General features: G+C 50.1%; 20 protein-coding genes and 1 riboswitch. Of the genes, 11 read left to right on the top strand and 9 right to left on the bottom strand.

From position 1 onward, the window contains the following. Positions 1–138 precede the first annotated feature (138 nt). The 10 genes from cpaB (at position 139) to RTV33_RS11915 (ending at position 8,887) form a co-directional block, all read left to right on the top strand. Positions 139–945: a Flp pilus assembly protein CpaB gene (gene cpaB / locus RTV33_RS11960; protein ID WP_312644532.1), complete on the top strand. Its 807-nt coding sequence runs from the start codon at positions 139–141 to the stop codon at positions 943–945. Then, positions 945–1,757, top strand: coding sequence for a ParA family protein (locus tag RTV33_RS11955; RefSeq protein WP_312644530.1), 813 nt, complete (start codon positions 945–947; stop codon positions 1,755–1,757). The genes cpaB and RTV33_RS11955 overlap by 1 nt, the downstream gene beginning before the upstream one ends. After that, positions 1,751–3,295 carry a CpaF/VirB11 family protein gene (locus RTV33_RS11950; RefSeq protein WP_312644528.1) on the top strand — a complete coding sequence of 515 codons (1,545 nt, stop codon included), beginning with the start codon at positions 1,751–1,753 and terminating at the stop codon, positions 3,293–3,295. Before RTV33_RS11955 ends, RTV33_RS11950 begins: the two co-directional genes overlap by 7 nt. Further along, complete coding sequence (locus RTV33_RS11945) at positions 3,292–4,221, top strand: hypothetical protein (protein ID WP_312644526.1); 930 nt, start codon at positions 3,292–3,294, stop codon at positions 4,219–4,221. Before RTV33_RS11950 ends, RTV33_RS11945 begins: the two co-directional genes overlap by 4 nt. Before the next feature lie 5 nt (positions 4,222–4,226). Further along, complete coding sequence (locus RTV33_RS11940) at positions 4,227–5,099, top strand: secretion protein F (RefSeq protein ID WP_312644524.1); 873 nt, start codon at positions 4,227–4,229, stop codon at positions 5,097–5,099. A gap of 15 nt (positions 5,100–5,114) precedes the next feature. Next, a complete protein-coding gene (locus tag RTV33_RS11935; RefSeq protein ID WP_312644522.1) occupies positions 5,115–5,513 on the top strand; it encodes a DUF4320 family protein in 399 nt (132 codons plus the stop codon). Then, a complete protein-coding gene (locus RTV33_RS11930) occupies positions 5,510–6,058 on the top strand; it encodes a hypothetical protein (RefSeq protein WP_396327440.1) in 549 nt (182 codons plus the stop codon). The genes RTV33_RS11935 and RTV33_RS11930 overlap by 4 nt, the downstream gene beginning before the upstream one ends. A gap of 121 nt (positions 6,059–6,179) precedes the next feature. Then, on the top strand, positions 6,180–6,722 hold the full coding sequence (locus RTV33_RS11925; protein WP_312644520.1) for a DUF6550 family protein: 543 nt from the start codon (positions 6,180–6,182) through the stop codon (positions 6,720–6,722). Positions 6,723–6,793: 71 nt separating this feature from the next. Then, positions 6,794–8,482, top strand: coding sequence for a hypothetical protein (locus tag RTV33_RS11920; RefSeq protein ID WP_312644518.1), 1,689 nt, complete (start codon positions 6,794–6,796; stop codon positions 8,480–8,482). A 66-nt stretch (positions 8,483–8,548) separates the two neighbouring features. Then, positions 8,549–8,887: a DUF3852 domain-containing protein gene (locus tag RTV33_RS11915; RefSeq protein WP_312644516.1), complete on the top strand. Its 339-nt coding sequence runs from the start codon at positions 8,549–8,551 to the stop codon at positions 8,885–8,887. 164 nt (positions 8,888–9,051) lie between these two features. Here RTV33_RS11915 and RTV33_RS11910 read toward each other — a convergent pair whose 3' ends face one another. The 9 genes from RTV33_RS11910 to RTV33_RS11870 form a co-directional block, all read right to left on the bottom strand. After that, a complete protein-coding gene (locus tag RTV33_RS11910; protein WP_312611692.1) occupies positions 9,052–9,420 on the bottom strand; it encodes a YkvA family protein in 369 nt (122 codons plus the stop codon). Between the two features lie 43 nt (positions 9,421–9,463). After that, the gene (locus tag RTV33_RS11905) at positions 9,464–11,116 is read right to left on the bottom strand and encodes an ABC transporter ATP-binding protein (RefSeq protein ID WP_312612005.1); all 1,653 of its coding nucleotides are present in this window, start codon (positions 11,114–11,116) and stop codon (positions 9,464–9,466) included. Continuing rightward, entirely contained in the window at positions 11,106–12,872 is a 1,767-nt protein-coding gene (locus tag RTV33_RS11900; RefSeq protein WP_312644514.1) for an ABC transporter ATP-binding protein, read from the bottom strand. Before RTV33_RS11900 ends, RTV33_RS11905 begins: the two co-directional genes overlap by 11 nt. Then, complete coding sequence (locus RTV33_RS11895) at positions 12,869–13,342, bottom strand: MarR family winged helix-turn-helix transcriptional regulator (RefSeq protein WP_230398908.1); 474 nt, start codon at positions 13,340–13,342, stop codon at positions 12,869–12,871. Before RTV33_RS11895 ends, RTV33_RS11900 begins: the two co-directional genes overlap by 4 nt. 329 nt (positions 13,343–13,671) lie before the next feature. Further along, a complete protein-coding gene (locus RTV33_RS11890) occupies positions 13,672–14,286 on the bottom strand; it encodes an L-2-amino-thiazoline-4-carboxylic acid hydrolase (protein ID WP_312611695.1) in 615 nt (204 codons plus the stop codon). Beyond that, entirely contained in the window at positions 14,279–15,235 is a 957-nt protein-coding gene (locus tag RTV33_RS11885; RefSeq protein ID WP_312611697.1) for a 2-dehydropantoate 2-reductase N-terminal domain-containing protein, read from the bottom strand. Before RTV33_RS11885 ends, RTV33_RS11890 begins: the two co-directional genes overlap by 8 nt. 4 nt (positions 15,236–15,239) lie before the next feature. Beyond that, positions 15,240–15,896 (bottom strand): L-2-amino-thiazoline-4-carboxylic acid hydrolase, encoded by a 657-nt coding sequence (locus RTV33_RS11880; protein ID WP_312644511.1) that lies wholly within the window; start codon positions 15,894–15,896, stop codon positions 15,240–15,242. Then, entirely contained in the window at positions 15,893–16,510 is a 618-nt protein-coding gene (locus tag RTV33_RS11875; RefSeq protein ID WP_312611700.1) for a class I SAM-dependent methyltransferase, read from the bottom strand. Before RTV33_RS11875 ends, RTV33_RS11880 begins: the two co-directional genes overlap by 4 nt. Positions 16,511–16,514: 4 nt before the next feature. Beyond that, complete coding sequence (locus RTV33_RS11870) at positions 16,515–19,037, bottom strand: cation-translocating P-type ATPase (protein ID WP_312644509.1); 2,523 nt, start codon at positions 19,035–19,037, stop codon at positions 16,515–16,517. Between the two features lie 112 nt (positions 19,038–19,149). Continuing rightward, positions 19,150–19,256, bottom strand: a riboswitch (NiCo riboswitch). Between the two features lie 230 nt (positions 19,257–19,486). Between RTV33_RS11870 and RTV33_RS11865 the strand changes: the two genes are divergently transcribed. Continuing rightward, the coding region (locus RTV33_RS11865) for a conjugal transfer protein TrbL family protein (RefSeq protein WP_312644507.1) at positions 19,487–19,841 on the top strand (355 nt) is incomplete at its 3' end.

The raw sequence follows: 19,841 nt of genomic DNA, 5'->3' as shown, positions 1-19,841 counted from the left end.
CTGGCCTGCGGCCGCCGCTGTGCAACGGCACAGAAAATCAGAGGCTTCGCTTTCCCTGCGTGTTGCCGTACCCTTTATACCGCTTTTGTCAATTGGGCTTCTCACCGCATATTACATGAAAATTGGAGGTATTTTTTAATGAGCATTTTCAAAAACCGCACCGTTGTGGGTGCAATCTGTATTCTATTATCCCTGCTCATCTGCTTTGGCATCACGCCGCTCTTTAACAAAACAGTCAGCCAGAAAACAGAAATCGTCCGCGTCGCCAAGGAGATCAAGGCAGGCGATGAAATCACCAAGGACATGGTGCAGCTGGTGGAGGTGGGCGGCTTCGGTCTGCCCGAAAACGTCATCCGCCAGACAGACACCGTGGTGGGCAAGTATGCCGCCGCCGATTTATCCGTGGGCGATTATATTCTTGCGCCCAAGCTGTCCGACACCCCCGCCGCCGAGAATGCCTACCTTTACAATCTGGACGGCAGCAAACAGGCCATGTCCATCACCATTAAGAGCTTTGCCTACGGCCTGTCGGGCAAAATCCAGAGTGGGGACATCGTCAGCGTCATTGCCCCCGACTACAAAAAGCAAGGCACAACCGTGATTCCGCCCGAACTGAAGTATGTAGAGGTCATCAGTGTCACCGCCAGCTCCGGCTACGATGCCAACACCGGAGAGGCTCCTGCGGTGGAGGATGAAAAAGAACTGCCCTCCACGGTCACGTTGATGGTTTCCCCCGAACAGAGCTGCGCCCTTGCCGCGCTGGAGGCGGAGGGCAAGCTCCATCTGTCCCTCGTCTATCGCGGCGCACCCGAAAACACCGCCAAGTTTATTGCCGCGCAGGAGAAGGTAATCGCGGCCCTTTATCCTACAAAGCAGGAGGAAGCCCAACCGGAGCAGCCCCAGACGCCTGCATCCCAGCAGCCTGCAGAAAGCGAGGCACAGTAATGAACTTCAAAAAGAAAAGCATCTTTTCCCATACTGTACCTACGGAGGACACGCCCCAGGAGCAGGAAGTCCAAGGCGGCGTGCTGGCTGTTTGGGGCTCTCCCGGCAGCGGTAAAACCGTGACCGCTGTTAAAATTGCCAAGCACCTTGCAGGCCAAAAACAGAATGTGGTGCTACTACTCTGCGATATGACTGCGCCCATGCTGCCCTGCATCTGCCTACCCTCGGAGCTGGAAAGCGAACACTCGCTGGGCAGTGTGCTTGCCGCCACCCATGTCACCCAGCCGCTGGTAAAGCACAATCTGGTGACACTAAAGAAAAACAGCTACCTCACCATCCTCGGCATGAAAAAGGGTGAGAACGAGTACACCTATCCGCCATATTCCGAAATACAGGCAAGGGAGCTGCTCCACGAAGTGCGTGAGGCGGCTCCCTTTGTGGTGGTGGACTGCGGCAGCTACATTGCAAACGATATTCTATCGGCGGTGGCGCTTATGGAGGCTGACAGCGTCCTGCGCCTTGCCAATGCCGATTTGAAGTCGGTGAGCTACCTCTCCAGTCAGCTCCCTCTGTTGCGGGATAGCAAATGGGACGCGGATAAGCAGTACAAAATTGCCAGCAATGTGCGTCCCCAGCAGGCAGTGGAGCAGATCGGGCAGGCGCTGGGCTCGGTTTCGTTTACGCTGCCCCATTCCCAGGAGCTGGAGGTGCAGTATCTGGCGGGGAATCTTTTGGCGGATTTGTCCCTAAAGGACAGCCGCCCCTTCCGCAAAGAAATTGAAAAAATCAGCAAGGAGGTGTTTGGATGTTAGGCAAGAAAATAAGCACATCCGTGTTCCACACAGCCGAGCCAGAGGTCGTGCAAGTCAATGAAACCCCAGAGATTACAGCCCTAAAGCCCCTCTCTGGTGAGGCGAAAAGCCCTGCGCCGCCGCAGTTTCAAGGTAAACAAGATGAGGATTCCGTCTATTTAAATCAACAAAGCGTTACCTTAGGCGGAGCAGTTCGAGCGCATTCCCTGTTCTTCACCCCAGAAACCGAGGGCAAGGACTTTTCCTCGGTGCTGACCGATGTGCAGGAATATATCTCCGCAAATTACAGCACCCTCATCACCGGCACCAACGAGGATTCCAAAGCGCAAATGAAGCGCTATATCACCAAGTATATCCAAGATAAGCGCATTGCGGTGCAGGGCATGAGCGGCGACGCGCTGGTGGACGCTATCTACACCGAAATGGCCGAGTTCGGATTTTTAACCAAATATATTTTTGGCACCGGCATCGAGGAAATCGACATCAACTCATGGCGGGATATTGAGGTGCAGTATTCCGATGGCAGAAATGTCAAGCTGGATGAGCACTTTGAAAGCCCCGACCATGCTGTCAACGTCATCCGCCGTATGCTGCACATCAGCGGCATGGTGCTGGATAACGCCAGCCCCATCGTACTGGGGCATCTCAGCAAAAACATCCGTATTGCCGTACTCAAAAGTCCCATCGTTGACGAGGATGTGGGCATTGCCGCCTCCATCCGTATCGTGAACCCACAATCCATGAAAAAAGAGGATTTTGTAAGAAGCGGCACGGCAACGGAGGAAATGCTGGACTTCCTGTCACAATGTGTTCGCTATGGCATTTCCGTCTGCGTTGCGGGGGCAACCTCCTCCGGCAAAACCACTGTGGCGGGCTGGATACTCACCACCATCCCTGACAACAAACGCATCTATACCATCGAAAACGGCAGCCGTGAGCTGGCGCTGGTGCGGGAGCAGGACGGCAAGGTGGTAAACTCGGTGATCCACACCTTAACCCGCGACAGCGACAACGACCGCCAGCGCATTGACCAGACCAATCTACTGGATTATGCCCTGCGCTTTAACCCCGATATTATCGTTGTGGGAGAGATGCGCGGTGCGGAGGCAAACGCGGCGCAGGAGGCCGCCCGTACCGGCGTTTCTGTGGTGACCACCATCCACTCCAATTCCTGCGAAGCCACCTACCGACGCATGGTTTCTCTGTGCAAACGTGCGGTGGATATGTCCGACCAAACGCTGATGGACTATGTCACTGAGGCGTACCCAATTGTGGTGTTCTGCAAGCAGCTTGAAAATAAGCAGCGCCGCATGATGGAGATTATGGAATGCGATATTTTGCCAGACGGCACCAGAAATTTTCGCCCGCTGTTCCAGTATGTCATCACGGAAAACCGCATGGAAAATGGCGGTTTCGTCATTGAGGGCCACCACTGCCAAATGAACGCCATCTCGGACAGTCTTGCCAAGCGGCTGCTGGAGAACGGTATGCCCCAGGCCATCATCGGCAAGCTCCAAGGAAAGGAGGATGTGGCATGACAACCATACTTCTGATTGCCTGCATCGGCTTCATCACTGGATTTTTTATCCTCCTTGGGCTCTCTCCCATAGAGTTTACCGGCTCGGTGTTCGGAAAGCTGGCAGACAAGCCTAAATCCCTGCGGGACGAGATAAACGAGGTCACTCGCAGGAAAAAGCCCTCCTATCTGCGTAGAGAGATTGCCGAGGTGCAGTCCATTCTCAAGGTCACTGGCAGATCCGGGCGCTTTCCTATGCTCTGCGCCCTGTCGCTGCTGTTTTTCTGCGGGGGCGTATCCGTCGCTATTGTGCTCTCCAACTTTTTTCTCGTTCCTGTCATGGCGGTGGGTTGTATGTTCCTGCCGTTTTGGTATGTAAAGCTGACCCAAAGCCACTTCAAACGCGACATTGCGGCAGAGCTGGAAACAGCGCTTAGTATCATCACCACAGCCTACCTCCGCAACGAGGATATTCTAACGGCGGTGGAGGAAAACATCGCCTATTTAAATCCGCCGGTGCTGTCCGTGTTCAGCAGCTTTGTATCTCGCGTCCGCTTGGTCAACCCCGACATCACAGCGGCGCTCCACGATTTGAAAGACCGCATCGACAATGCGGTGTTTAGGGAGTGGTGCGATGCCCTGATTTCCTGCCAGCAGGATAGAAGTCTCAAGACCACCCTCACGCCCATCGTGAGCAAGCTCTCGGATATGCGCGTGGTCAATGGCGAGCTGGAAAACATGGTGTTTGAGCCGAGAAAAGAGTTTATCATGATGCAGCTTTTGGTGGTAGGCAATATCCCGCTGCTGTATTTCCTAAACAAAGACTGGTACCACACACTCATGCACACCCCCATGGGGCAGATTATTCTTGCCATCTGCGCCACTGTGATTTTTGTCTCTACGGCATTTGTCATTAAACTGACACAGCCCATCGAATATAGGAGGTAACGAGCATGACATTTTTTATTACTCTGTTCGGAGTCCTCCTTGCGGCTGGGCTCTTTTTTATTCTCGCCGACATCCTGTGCCTGCCCACCATCGCCACCCAAAAGGCAATGATGGTGGCGGGCAAGCAGGCCAAGGCAAAGCCCAAAACCACAGAAGCACTGTTGAAAAACGCCGCCGTTTGGCTCTCCCGCTATATCCGCATGGATGCGTACAAGAAAAGCCGCATGGCAAATGTACTGTCCGCGGCGGGGCTGTCCGACACGCCGGAGCTGTTCACGGCCATGGCACTGGTCAAATCGGGCAGCATCGCGCTATGCGTCATTCCCTGCATCATCGTGCTGCCGCTTCTGGCACCCATAATGCTGTTTCTTGCCGTTTTGGTCTATTTCAAAGAAATCCGCAAGGCGGATGAGGCGCTGGGCGCAAAGCGCAGCAAGATTGAACTGGAGCTGCCCCGCTTTGTGGCGACCATCACCCAAGAGCTGAAAGCCAGTCGGGATGTGCTGTCCATGCTGGAAAACTTCAAAAAAGGCGCCGGTGAGGATTTTGCCGCAGAGCTGGATGTGCTGACCGCCGATATGCGGTCAAGCTCCTATGAGGCGGCACTGACCAGATTTGAGGCAAGGTTCAATTCGCCCATGCTCTCGGATATCACCAGAGGGCTGATTGGCGTGCTGCGCGGCGACGACAGCGCGGTGTATTTTCAGATGCTGGCTCACGACATGAAGCAGCTGGAATTACAGCGGCTCAAGGCACGGGCCATGAAGATACCTCCGAAAATCCGGGTATTTTCCTTTGCCATGCTCATGTGCTTTCTCATGACCTATATGGCAATTATCGTCTATGAAATCATCAATTCCCTTGGTGGGATGTTTTAGGAGGGGGGTGACCATGTGCTAAAGAAAATTCTAAAAGACAAACGCGGCGAGGGCTATATTGACATCGCGGTACTGGTGCTTTGCGCCATGCTGGTCATTGCCCTTGCGGTAAAAGTGTTCCCCGTCTATATCCAAAAGCAGCAGATTGACACCTTTGCCGTGGAGCTGGTTCGAGAAGCGGAGCTTGCCGGTTGCGTGGGCAGCGAAACCAGCAGACGTGAGCAGGCGCTCCGAGATAAAACAGGCTTGCAGCCAAGCGTGACATGGTCGAGAAGCGGCAGAATCCAGCTTAATGAGGAAGTCACGGTGACGGTAACCTACCAGACCAACATCGGCCTGTTTGCCGGGTTCGGCTCTTTCCCCATTACGCTGCGCTCGGATGCGGCGGGAAAGAGCGAGGTGTACTGGAAATGATGGACAGAATCAGACAAATCCTAACAGACAAACGTGGTTCCGCCTTTCCGCTCATCATTGCCATCACCCTGTCGCTGGTTATTCTCTTCACTGGCATTTCGGAATATTTTCGACTGCTGATTGTGGCACAGGGTGTTCGGGACGCGGTGCAGACCACCGTTATTTCCGTAGTCAACGACAATTATGACGATGTGTACCACGGTGTGCGGGAGGGATATTCAGGAGCATACCAGCCCATTGCGGAGGATTTTGAGGAAAGCCTCGACTACGGCGATATCTATGACCGGCTGGATGCCTTTCTCGGCCTTGCTTACAGCGGAGGCTACCATGAAAAGCGCACGTCCGAGGGCAAGCTGGAATTTCGGACATGGGGGCTTTCTGTAGATATCCGCAACGCTCCCTTCGCTTCCGGAGATCAAAACTCTGCTCGGTTCGAGGTGGACAGCACCATTATGCTGGAGGTTCCCGTGTCCTTTGGTAGCAAGCTGCTCCCGCCCATGCTTATCAAGGTGAAAACCAGCGCCGGATATACCCCAAGGTTTTGAGCAAAATCCTCTGCCACTTGCAAATTTTCAAAAAGTTTTCTATCATAATGATAGACTTCCCAAAGGCTTCGTGGTAGGGTGTGGCTTGACGAAACTTATCAAATTTTTAGGAGGACACCTTATGAAAAATATGAATGACAAAACAAAGAAATGGCTTACAGTAACCGGCTGCCTCGCGGTCTGTGCGGTGCTGGTGGTGCTGATCGTCGCACAGTTTAAAACGGAGAAGCCGGTGGACGCTCCGCTGCCAAGCCCCAGCTCCCCGGTCAGCGATGTGACGGTAGCGCCGCCTGAGGCAGAAAATGGGAAAGATGTGGTGGTCACCCCGCCGGAGATTCCCGCCTCCAGCCAGCCCACCGACAATGGCGCAGTTTCCAGCGGCACCGACCAGAACATCCAAGCCAATCCTGTGAAGCCGGAATACACCGAGGAACAGCTCAAGGATGCTACGAAAAAACCCAATGGTGATGAAGTCACCCCTCAGGATAAGCCGGTCGACCACGATAAGGTGGAGCAACCAAAGGATACTACACCCAGCACGCCCAAGCCCAGCGGCGGCAACAGCATCCCCGGCTTCGATAATGTACCAAACTTAGGCGAAAACCACGGCGAATATGTGGACGGCGACGGCGATATCAATAAGCAAGTGGGTACGATGGACTAAATAAAGCGGCGCAGAGGAAAGCATGGCTTAAAAGGCCGTGTTTTTTTCATGCCTGCGGAAAGGAAAACGCAATGAAAAAACTGCTTAGAAGCATAACCAGTCTGCTGCTTGTTCTGTGTTTAGCCGCGCCGATTACAGCTTTTGCAGACACCGGGGGCAGTGGCAACATTGAAGGTGGCGGCGGCGGTATGGGCGGAGGCACCGCCACCAACTCATGGACGCCGGGCAACGAAGGCGTGCGGGTAACCGTGGTGCGCGCCAGCGACCATGCACAGGTAACCACGCCCTTTGATTTTACCAACAAGACCCCCTCCGCCAATATCTATCATTTTGGTAAAGTGAGTAAGCTGCAATATGGCAATGGCGTGATGCTAAAGCCTGCCCAAGGCGGATATGTGTTTAAAAACCCTGGTCAGACCATGCCCAAAATTATCAGCACCAATGGTAGCAACAACATTCCTGCCATTAAAAAATACTTTTGCTCCGAATATGTGGTCAAGCGAATTGCGGAAGTCACCGGCATGAGTTACGATGTGCTGATTGGCGGAGAGTATAAAATCCTGTTAGAGCCCCTCGCGTACTACAAATTTGAGGGCAATATGTTTGCCACCACAGCCACAGAGGCCGCACTCTATGACGAGCAGACCAGCGGCTTGCTCCGCAAGAGAATGCAATCCCTCACCCACAAAAACCTACCGCTTGCCATGTTCTTGGAGGTGGGCGATCTCGGCTACCCCGCATGGGGCGGCAGTAAGACCAGTGCCGCCTCCAATGCGGATATTAAGTCCAGTCTCGGTCTTGGCATCGTTCGCTTCAAGGATAAACCGGAGCCGCCCAACATCAGCAGCTACGACTACGAATACCGTGTCAACACCGAGGTTATTACGGCAATCACCGTCAGCGGCGGTCAGTCAGACCCCGATAACCCAACCCGCGTCAGCTTTCACATTGGTGGAAAAAGCTATAACGTGGGTAACGTCTACTACCCAAGCGGCGACAGTCAGCTTGCATGGGTGCGATGGACAACGCCGGATACCCCGCAGGATATGACCATACAAGTATCGGTGAGCGGCCCCGGTGGAACGGACAAAACCACCATCAACTGCAAAATTATTGACCTTGATCAAAACCCACCGCCAAACCCCGTAGCCGATGACCGCAATGACAGCTTCCAATCCTCCGCCGTTCCATCCAGAGCGGTGAAAAGCTCCGCAAGTTGGAGTGTTTGGCGACCATGGTGGCAAGAGTATTGGGTGTGGCATGGTGATGATGAGGATGGATATTGGTGTGATCACGGGTGGTGGGAATACGACCTAAACCGTTACAGTGCCAGCCTTTCAGCTTCCATGAGCATCAAATGTGATGGCAAAAATCCAACCGCCAGCGGCCGTACTATGAAAAGCGGCTATGGCATCAACCAAACGGTAACCGGCAATGCCAGCAGCAACCAAAGCTCGGCGGTTACCCAGCCGCAAAATGCGGTCAGCTACTTTCCCGAATTTCGGTATGAAACCTATTGGCGGCTGCTGGAGCGCATGGGATCAGGGCGATTTGAGTTTCAAAAGAACCATTACTCCACCTATAAAAACCGCACCCATTTCACCCCGATCTGGATGCCGGACGGCAGCTATACCGTAAACACATGGCTGATAGATGCGTGGACTCCCAGCGGAATGCTGTCCATGAACCTCAGTGACAGCGTAACCATCCGCGGTTCACTTTGGGATGACTGGCACGTTGCCGCAAAGAAACCAAAGTAAAATACAGAAAAAAGACAAGGCTGCGGGAGCAATTCCGCAGCCTTGTCACAATTCAAGGAGGTCAACATGACAAAGTATAAGAAAATTGCCCTCGCATTGCTCCTTGTCCTCATGGTAACGCTGCTGTGCGCAACCCCAGCTTTTGCGGCGGGAGGCGACGTGGCGGGAGCAATTGAGGGCACATGGAATGATGCGTCAGGGCAGATTAAGACAGTGGTAAACAAGGTGGTATTCCCAGCAATCGACCTCATTTTGGCGGTGTTTTTCTTCGCCAAAATCGGGATGGCGTATTTTGATTATCGAAAAAGTGGGCAATTTGAGTGGGCTGCGCCTGCAATTTTGTTCGCCTGTCTGGTGTTCACCCTAACTGCCCCTGCCTACATTTGGACAATTCTCGGAATGTGATGGTGAAATAGAAGATGGGCAATCTCATCCTAACTGGTGAGATTGCCTATACTTTCAGCCTATTGCAGGTTATATGCAATATAACATTATCAACTTGTCTGCATCTAAGAAAAAATGCAGGCGCTGCAATTTATTATTTCCAGTTTCTTGTGATAGCTGCAAAGTTAAAACAGAAATGCTCTTATAATCAGCCATAAAACAAGAAGCCAGATGGCCACAATCGGGAGAGCATAGTACCACTTTTTCGGCTTCCCGCTTGCCCATTGGCCCGTTGCTTCTTCCCGATAATGTTCAAATAGCTCTTGCGGGATAAAACGAATGGTAAGCGCGATCAGAAAGGGAAGCAAAATGACATCGTCAAGATACCCCAGCACGGGAATAAAATCCGGTATCAGATCAACCGGTGATAAGGCATAGGCGACGGTTACACCAGCCAACACTTTTGCAATGGCAGGAGTGTTTTTGTCCTTCATGCACAGAAATACCGCTGGGATATCGGTTTTCAACTGTCGTGCTCTTTTTTTCAAATCCATAGTTATTATCCTCTCAGGATGAATCTCAGGGCTTCACATTTTGTTATTCACCAATTTGAATCAAGCGAGAACTGTGCGTGCTCTCATTCAGACGATGGGAGATAGACAATACGGTCCGCCCCTTACACGCCCGTTCCAGGCCCTGCAGCACCCGCAACTCAGTTTCACTGTCCAGATTTGCAGTGATTTCGTCCAGCAGTAAAATTTTAGGCTGTGACGCAATTGCCCTTGCGATGGAGAGAAGCTGAAACTGACCTTGAGAGAAGGTGAGCTTTTCCACCGGCGTGTTGTACCTCTGGTCCAGTTCCATAATATTTTCATGCAGGCCTACCAGTTTTGCAGCTTCTTCAATCTGTTTCTGACCGATGGAATCATCAAACAGAGAAATTTGCTCCGCCACAGTTCCGGCAACTGAATGAAAGGTCTGCTCCACATAACCGAACAGCTTTCTTTTTCGTTTATCTGAAATTTGGGCGGCATCAATGCCATTGATCAATATTTGCCCTTTTTGCGGAGCATACAAGCCAAGAATCAACTTGAACAGCGTGCTTTTTCCGGCACCGGTTCTGCCTATAAATGTGACTGCTTCGCCCTGCTGCACAGAAAAACTCATATCCTGTAAGACTACCGTTTTATCGTCATATCCAAATTCCACATTGTCAAAGCTAATAGCTGATTCCCCGTTTGCGTCGGAAAACGCCCTGTTTGAGGTGCCCTCCGGTACGGTGCGCTCTCTTTCAGACAGGAATTCGTTGATTCGCTTTACGCCTGCCACAGCAGACTGAATGTTCTGGATCTCCATGCCGATGCTTTCAAGCGGCTCAAACACCTTGCCCACATAGGCGATGATGGCAACTGCCGTACCCACGGTAATTCCAAAAAACTGTTGCATTCCACCGCCCAAAGCGGCGAACACCATCATCACTGCAATCACGCAGGAGCTGACAAAAATGACGATGGGAGAATAAATGGAATCATACAGATTGGACTTATCGAGGGCACGGTAGCTTTCCTCAATATAGGAATCATACTTTTCTTCCATGTACTTTTGCCGAAACAGGGTATGAATCGTGCGGATGTTATGAATGGTTTCAGGCACATGATTGTTTACCTTGCTGACGGCGACACGGTTTGCAAGCTGCGCCTTGAGCATTCGCTTTTGAAACAGACGCGTCATGGCGAACAGCGCCGGAGTCACCAAAAGCATCAGGATTCCAAGCCCGGTGCTTTTATAAAAGATGACCATAAGAATGCTCAGTACCTTAAACGCATCGGCAACCATCCCGATAATGCCGTTTGTAAAGAGAGAATCCACCACATCCACATCATTGACAAAGCGAGAGGTGATTTTGGCGGGGGCATGCTGTGTAAAATAAGCCGCCGGCAGTCGTTTCAGTTTGGCGCAAAGCTCGCTGCGCAGACTATGGGTCATCTTTTGCCCGAACACCGTAATCATCACGCTCTGACCTGACTCCAGCAAATCAGAAAGTGCCAGCAGCCCAAAGTAACCAAGGGGCAGCACAAGAGAAACGGCCTGCCGTCCGGTCAGCCGGTTTACCATCTGCTCCAGAACAAGGGGAGGAAACAGCGCGGCTGCCACACAGGCGGCGATCAGAATACCGGTGAGAAGGGTCATCCCACTGTTTTGACGGACGGTCTTCCGAAAAACGACGCCAAGTCCGTTCTTATTCTTCATGGCCTGCACCTCCCATTGCCTGCGCCTGATAGAGTGTCTCATAGGTGCTGTTTCCCCGCATCAGCGCAGAATGGATGGAAAGTACGCTCGTGCCATGCTCCAGAAAGAGTACATGATCCAACTGTGGAAACAGCTGTAAACGGTGGGAAATTAAAATAACGATGCGGTCTGCAGCCAGCAGACGCAGATTTGCAAAAATCTCCCGTTCGGTTTTTTGGTCCACTGCGGAAAAGGGGTCATCCAAAATCAAAATCTGCCGTGCATGATAGCAGGTGCGAGCCAGCGCAAGACGTGCCTGCTGACCGCCCGACAGACGGATTCCACCGCTGCCGACGGAGGTAGCCGCTCCCTGCGGCATTTTACAAATTTCATCTGCCAGACACACCGTTTTCAGGCAGCGGGCTATTTCACCTTTTTCACCCAGACGAATATTTTCTTCAATGCTCTCTGTCATCAGCTCCGGTTCATGCCCCAGATAGGACAGCAGCCGGCTGCGCTCGTATAAACTCAGCGTGCGCAGTTCTCGCTCATCTACCTCAATGCTGCCCTCGTAGGGCAGTTCCCCCAACAGCGCCTTGCCCAGCATGGATTTTCCGCTGGCAACTGCTCCCGTCACGCCGATGATTTGTCCCGGCTGTGCGGAAAAAGAAATCCCGTGCAGCACCTGCTGCCCGTTTTCCCAGCGCAGAGACAAATCCCGCACTTTAATCGATGCCCCGGCAGAAAAATCCATATTGGACAGAGTAGACTGCTCCACATACTCTTTCATAAGCGGTTTGATTCTCGCCCAGGAAACCTGTGCCTTTTGAACAGAATTAAACAGCTTCGCAGTCTTGGATGACTTGAGCGCCATTTTGGCAAAGCAGGACAGGAATGTGGTGAAAGCGGCGATATTCCAGTTGCTCCAGCCAGTACCGGTAACATTTTTACCGCCCAGATACAAGACAAATATCACACCGCACATGGAAATGATGTGGTAGAGCGGCTGCATGGTGTTCTCCCAAAAATTTGCTGCCACTGCGCACTTTTCATAGTCTCTCAGGTACCCCTCATAAGCTAGGTCCCTGTTTTTATCACAGCTGTAAATGCGATAGGTAACCGCATTGGAGACTCTGTCCATGGTGGCACCGTTCAGCCGTTCGGCGCTTTTTTTGTATGTCCCGTTGTACTGCGTTACCCGGTGTTTCAAACGTCCTGCGATGAAATAAGCGACAGGGGTAAAGGCACAGGAAATCAGCGTCAGACGCCAGTCGTAATAAAACAGCATGGCAAGGTACGCAATCAGCACCACGCCGGTATCAAACACCTCTGTGGTGAACTTTCGCATGCCCTCCGCGCAGGCATCCACATCCGATCCCGCTTTGGTCATCACCGTTCCAATGCTTTCTCGCTCCAGTTCATCCCGGCTCATGTTCACGAGGCTGTTGTAGAGCATATGACGCATGTTGCGGCTGGTATTATTTGCAAAACGGCGCACATAGAAGCGCTTCACGCAGCGCATGACCTGCACGGCTAAAATGACAATCAGATAGACCACCGCCAGTGACAGCATGGCGGAAAAGGATTCACGACCACCCATAATGTCGAACAGGCACTGTGCCAAACGGCCTTCAAAATATGGCCCCGCAATCATTCCAACATTGTAAAGGATGCCTGAAATCGTAACCAGCGTGAGCGACCAACGTTCCATCTTGAAGTAGGACAGAATATGGTCAGGCTGAGAAACCTGTTTGATATTTTGATTTGTGCTGCTCATTTTCCTCCGCTCCCTTCTAAAAAGCGGTGAATGAGGTTTGGAAAGTCTGCCTTGCTCTCTGCCTTGGAGCGCGTGTAAAGGATGTTCAGCAGCCGACAGAACTCAGCATTTTCCTCAGGAGACAATGTTTCCTGCAAATATTCATAATAAAGAGCTTCAACGGAAGCCTTGGAGTTTTTTAATTGGTCAGCCTTTTCAGTGGCATAGAGCAGCTGGCTGCGGCCATCGGCAGGGTTTGCCTTTCTGATAAGATACCCCTTTGCCTCCAGATTGGCCGCACGGCGGGCAGCGGCCCCTTTATCCAATGCGAGAATCTCCCGAATGGCAGCCTGTGTGATGCCGGGATTTTTGCGAACCACATGGATGAAATCATATTCCGCAGTTCCAATACCGTCCAGCTTCAGCATACGGGCAGTAAACTTATTGACTTCACGGGCAATCTTTGTGATTTGCCGTTTAGTGGCATCCATAATAGCACCTCCAGCATAAAAAAGATGTAGTATCAACTAAACTGTATGATACTACATCTTTTATTTTCTGTCAATGAAAATGGATATTAAAGGATCTAAGGTGAGGTTTGAAGAGAAAACATGTTCACCATATGAACAGAGGAAAAAGGAGAAAAATGATATGATAACTAAAATTCGCTCACCTGCCTTTGACAAGGATACTCTGGACTATATTGGGTCTGTAGTGAAATAGCTAATAAGTAATATCTGTAAATCAATCAAAATCAAGCCATGAAGAATGCATATTACCGAGCTAGAACGGACGAAAATGTTCATGCGTTGCGACTACTTTATTTGCCACGTTCAAAACAGAAATCGCACTGCTTTCCACCTTTGGCAAGCGTGGTTTCTCTCTTGAACACAACTGCGGGTGAAAGTGGGTCATAAGTAGTATGATCAGTTTGGCAAAAAGCAGGGTACAGTTCTAAAGCCCCGCGTTTTTCAAGTTCCTCACAATACAAACAAGAGTTCATATTAAAACGAATGCGCTCCTTGCTTTTTTTAAGTGGTTCAACCGTCCAACCCTCTTTTGGATAACCAAACTTCATGCCCAGTCCGAACAGCGTTTGAAACAGCGGATAAGCATAAGACTTGTTACTGAGTTTGCTGCACAAACTGGCCATACGCTCTGCTGATTTGCACATTTCCTGCTCTACCAAAGCAATAGCCTGAGTATTGGAAACACCGGCGTTTAGCAGAGCCTTATAACAAGCATATCCCGGTAGAATATTATTCCAGATATGCTTGCCGATTATTTTGTTGCCCCTGTCATCCACCGTGTTCAGCTCAGCGGAGAGAACCTGTTCGGCTATTGTAAAAATTGCGTTGCCCTGTTCGCCGAATTTCTCGTTCAGCGTAGATTTAATATTCGGTATAAGGGTTTTTGAAAATATGTTGTTATTCATAGATGTTTTCCTCCAGATATAAGTATCGGTGCAGTGCATCAATAGCCGGGGTGGAAATGCCGCTTTTGGCAATCAGTGCGTCAAATTCGCTTTGCAGGCAGCGCATCTCGGCTTTTGCGGCAACGCAATGCTTTGCCATGGTGATTTCCGCAAGCTGTGTGCCCATAATTACTTTGAAGACAAGCGCGACCATGCCTGTCGGGAGATTAAAATACCAGAGCTTTCGTGGGGTAACACGATATCCCAGTGCGCGTAGCACAGCAAAGCCTTCCTTGATGCCACGCACCATGCGCGCCATGTCATTGTACGATTTAGAAAGAGCGCGATTGCTGCAGTTATGCTGGTACAATGCATTGCCTATGCTCGTTACCATAGCAACATGGGTCTTTTGCCATGAATCCATATTCGCACAGAAAACTGAGGGAATGCCTGCGTGATTAAACGCCTCAATCAGCGCGCAGACACGCTGAGTTTTTTGCCCGCTGTATTCGCCAAAGGTCGTGGTTTGAAACGTACGCATCAGCCCTTTGCCTATGAAATATACAACCTTGCCGTCCATACGTTCTCCGCCTGCGGAGGGAAAGCCTATCATTAAGCGATCTGCACCGACTGCCTGCACCCATTCTTCGTAGCCTGCCGCTGTATTGACAACAAACACGATGTTTCGGGAACGATTCACAGTCAGAACTGGCATCACATTGGCCACCTGCGTGCGCTGCATAACAACCAGCACATAGTCATAGATGTCATCTTGTGCAAGGCGGTCAATCACTTTAACAGGAATCTGTTCCTCTGTACGTTGGCCTGGCATCGATAGCACTATACCGTTTTGGGAAAGCTCCGAAAGCCGTTTGCCCCGCGCCAACACGGTAATATCCTGCCCACTTGCCACAAGCCGGCCGGCAAAAATGCTTCCGATCACGCCTGCGCCGTAAATCAAAATACGCATTGGCTCACTTCCTTTCTGCAAAGCCTTTTTCAGGTGCCCATTCACATTCGCCCACTAAATCATAATGGCAGTTACAGCAAGAATCACCATCACCAAGGGTTTTGCTGCGAACAAATCCATTGCCCATAAGATTGGAGAAAAGATAATCCATACGGCAGATACCGGGAAGCAAACCATCTGCATCAAACTGATGGGCAAGCTTTTTCAGCCCACATTCTGCAATGTCAATTTCAAAGCTGTTCTGATTAATTTCACGGTAAGTAATATTCCAGTCGTATGGATGCAGTTTTCCTTTTTCCTGCAAAGCATCATGGGCGGCCGCCTTTTTGCGAAAGCCGTTTAGATAAGTTTTTCCAGTCGCTTTCAAGAAAGGTCGTGGTATCGTGGTTACCATTTTTTCGTTCATCATCCAAATGTTTTGGATGGCTTCCTCCCCTGTGAATCCCAGCTTCAAAAAGCTTTTATACCAAGCAATATAGCTTGGGCCAAACTCATAGTTGAAAGAAAAAATACTGTTGCCGATGTCAGGCACCTGCGGCAAAATTTCTGCAAAGGTCTTATCTGCATTTGCCTTGAAGTTCTTCCAAAATTCTTTACTATATTTTTTAATGAGATAGCGCTTGCTGCGGTGCATGGTTAAATTGTATATCAGTTTCATCATAATTTTTCTCCTGTTAGAGGTTTTTCTGCAATGCCACAATACACATATCCTGTCAGAAATCTTGGATAAATCGGTGCGTGGGTCGTCTGCAAATTCACAATATGCAAGCCACTGTTGCAGATTCCATCTTGATAAGTGCGTGTAATGTTACAGCCATAGGCGTATTTGTTGTAAAGCGGGTTGAACAGACGCTGCACTTTTTTGAAAAAAGCAGAACTGGCGCTCCCGTGCTCTAAAAACAAGAAAACCCCGCCGGGCTTCAAAACCCTGTAAATCTCTCGGCAGACCTGTTCTAAATCATCCACACTGCACAAGGAAAAGGTTGAAACCACAGTATCAAATGTGTTGTCGTCAAAATGAAGTGCAGCGGCACTTTCCGAAAATAACGCAACCTCGATGGCACTATCCTTCAGCTTTCTAGGATAAGCCTCCACAGTAGCAATGTGTGTAATATTAGTAGGATAAAGGGGAAGGTTGGTGCCTTCCCCAATTCCTATTTCAAGAATGTTGCCGTATGCGTGTTTCAGCAGTGCGGTACGCTTTTTCAAAATGGAATTTTTTCCAATATTCCATCGCATCAGCGTTGGAAAAGCAATATCTTGATACCAGCCCATAGGCTTACCTTCTGAGCAGCTTTTTTACAAGCTTCACAAGCTCATACCAGAACACGGCTACTGCTGCAATCCCAACGGCTTTCAAAAGCATGGGTACAGACAGCGGTGCCAGCTTCAAGAATGCATTCAGCGGAGAGTAAAGGATAATGCCCAGCATCGCAAGTGTTCCGAAGTTCACAGCCCACATTACCTTGTCTTTTGCAAGACGAATGATAGATTGCAGGGCGAAGTCATGATCAGAGCTGTTCACCTGCACCAAGAATAAGTTGGAAATCATAATAATGGAAAGCCCTATGGCGCGGGCAACCGATGCATTGTCTGCATTGCCGGAGAGCGTCACATAGTAAGCACCAAAGGATGCGGCAAAGATGACAAGACCCTGCAACACGCTTTTCGCCAGAATGTGCGCAGTCAAAAGCTTTTCCTTGGGGTCACGAGGTTCTCGTTCCATAATATCTGTTTCGGCAGGCTGGCGCTCCAGCACAATGGAGCAGGTGGGGTCAATCAGCAGCTCCAAAAGCACAACGTGCAGCGGCAGCAAAAGCAGTGCTGTCGGCGCAATGCCGAGGATAGGTGCAAGCAGGGAGGCAAATGCAATAGGGATGTGAATGGTGAACACATAGCCCACTGCCTTGCGGATATTATCATAAATTCGCCTGCCATCCTTGACTGTTTCCACAATGGTGGTAAAGTTGTCGTCCATTAAAATAAGGTCGGCGGCCTCACGAGATACCTCACTGCCACGCTTGCCCATTGCAATGCCGATGTCTGCATATTTTAGAGCAGGTGCATCATTAACACCGTCACCGGTCATAGCAACAATCTCGCCGTTGTCCTTAAACGCTTTCACAATGCGCATTTTATGTTCAGGAATAACACGGGAGAAAATGCTGACATCCTTAACCCTTTCACGCAGTTCCACGTCAGTCATTTCGTTTAGCATATCGCCTGTGATGATATGGTCACTGTTTGGCATACCAATTTTCTTTGCAATAGAGGATGCGGTAATTCCGTTGTCGCCTGTAATCATAACAACACGAATACCCGCCCTATTGCATACCGCAATGTCTGCTTTTACGCTTTCACGTGGGGGATCTGCAAGCCCGATGAGTCCGCAAAGCGTCAAACGACAATCGATGATTTGTGCTGGAATTTCCGATTCGCTCTGAGGGCTTGCAGTGGCAACCGCAATGACTCGCAAGCCTTGTTTCGACATTTCGGTAATTTTATGCTCCGCTACTTCTTTGTCGTTCTCCGTCAGCTCACAGATGGTCAAAATACGCTCTGGTGAACCTTTTGCGGCAATAACAATGCTGCCGTTTCTTCTCCATATATGTCCCATCATTTTCAGTTCATTGGTAAAAGCATATTCGCTAATTAGTTCGCCGCCAAAGAGATGTTCTTTGGAGATGCCAAGCCCATCACAATGTTTAAGCATTGCTTTTTCCATTGGGTCATAGGCGTCAGTTTCGCAGCCAAGCCCCATCACTTCACACAAGTTATGTGTGTCGCCATCAGCCGCCCAAGTGTCCTGCACAGTCATCTGGTTCATAGTGATGGTACCGGTTTTGTCTACGCAAAGTACCGATACAGCACCCAGCGTTTCAACGGACGGAAGCTTGCGTACAAGTGAGTTTTTCTTAGCAAGCCGCCACGCACCCATAGAAAGGAACACGGTAAGAATCACCGGAAACTCCTCGGGTATCATTGCCATCGCAAGGGTAATACCAGATAGAATACTCTCAATGAGTCGGTCTCCAAAGCCATGGTCTGGTATGTTAAACCAAGTGAACACACCCACAAGGGCAAACAAAACGGCCGCTATTCCAGCGCATAGCTTAACAAGGCTGCCTGTCTGCTTTTGAAGCGGAGTATCCTCATCGGGTGCTGCGGCAACATTTGCACCGATTTTACCGTATTCGGTAGCTCCGCCGATTTTGTCAACCAGCACTGTTGCTGTTCCTTGTGTGACCAAAGTTCCTGCATAACAGTAATCCTTCCGCCAATAGTCAGAAATGGGCTCTGCACTTTCGGTTGGAATTTTCCACACACCTTCTGCTTCGCCTGTTAAGGAGGACTCATCCACGCACAGGTCATTACATTTTAGCACAATACCATCAGCAGGAATTTTGACTCCCTCATAAATCATCATTAAGTCGCCAGGAACAAGATCGCAGCTTGCAATTGTCTGCTCCTTGCCGTCACGAATGACTGTGACATGTGGGGCAGACAAATCCTTGAGAGCGTTCAAGGTTTTATCTGTTTTCCATTCTTGGATGACATCAATGCTGATAATGCCCACTACAAAAATGAGCATAATCGCACCATCTCTGGGTTCACCCAGAATAAAATAGATGATTGCAGCAACAATCAGCAGCAAAAACATCGGCTCACAGATAATGTGCAGAACTTTTCTTAGAAAGCTCTCTTTCTTCTGTGAGGTCAATTCATTTTTGCCATATTGTTCCTGCAATCGTTTTGCTTCGGCGGCGGCTAGGCCTGCCATGTTCAGTTTGTTGCTTGTCATAAAAGTTACCTCCGTTTTAGCCTTTCGGCAGTCGTTTGATAGCTCTATGGCACTCCATTTTCGTGGTCGTTGTTCCATTTGGGTATAAAAATAGCACACCTATGGAACATACTACTGTCCCACAGATGTGCGCATTATGCAATCTGCTGCCACTCGTTGGGTGGCCCGGCCCCATGACCTCTTATAAAAAAGGTTCATCGCCTGCTCAGTTTGTACTGTTGATCTCGCATTCCAAGTAAAGAATGTAATGCAGTGCAAAGAGGTTACTGAATATTATATGCGGCTGTAATGTAATTGTCAACTAAAATATGATAATTTCCCATTTCTTGAAAAAGGGGGGCTTTGTTTGAAAATTAAAATCCGTTCACCGTCCTTATGCAAGTATTGACTGGACGATTTTGGGGATATAGCGTTTCACACCCACGCAAAGGAAAGGAGGTGCAACACCAGTGTTTATATGGGATTTTATCCTCGGGGATGTCATGGATCAGATGATTGAATGGGCATACGGACAAGTGGTCGGATTTCTTGCCGACTTCTTTGCACAGATGGGCAACATGGGCGTGGAGCTGTTCGCCATGAGCTGGGTGCAGTCCATCGTCCTGTTTTTTTCTTATCTGGCATGGGCGCTGTATGGCACAGGGCTGGTGGTGTCGGCCTTTGAAACCGGCATTGAATACCAGCACGGCAGGGGCAGCGTAAAAGACGCCGCCCTTAACGCCATCAAAGGCTTTATGGCGGTATCGCTGTTTACCATCGTGCCGGTGGAGCTGTTCAAGCTCTCGGTCAATCTCCAGAGCAGCC

Origin of the sequence: Hydrogenoanaerobacterium sp., assembly GCF_032017025.1 — a bacterium.
Taxonomy (GTDB): Bacteria; Bacillota; Clostridia; order Oscillospirales; family Ruminococcaceae; genus Hydrogenoanaerobacterium.
The sequence above is the reverse complement of the archived record's forward strand: the minus strand, read 5'-3'. Positions and strand labels throughout refer to the sequence as shown.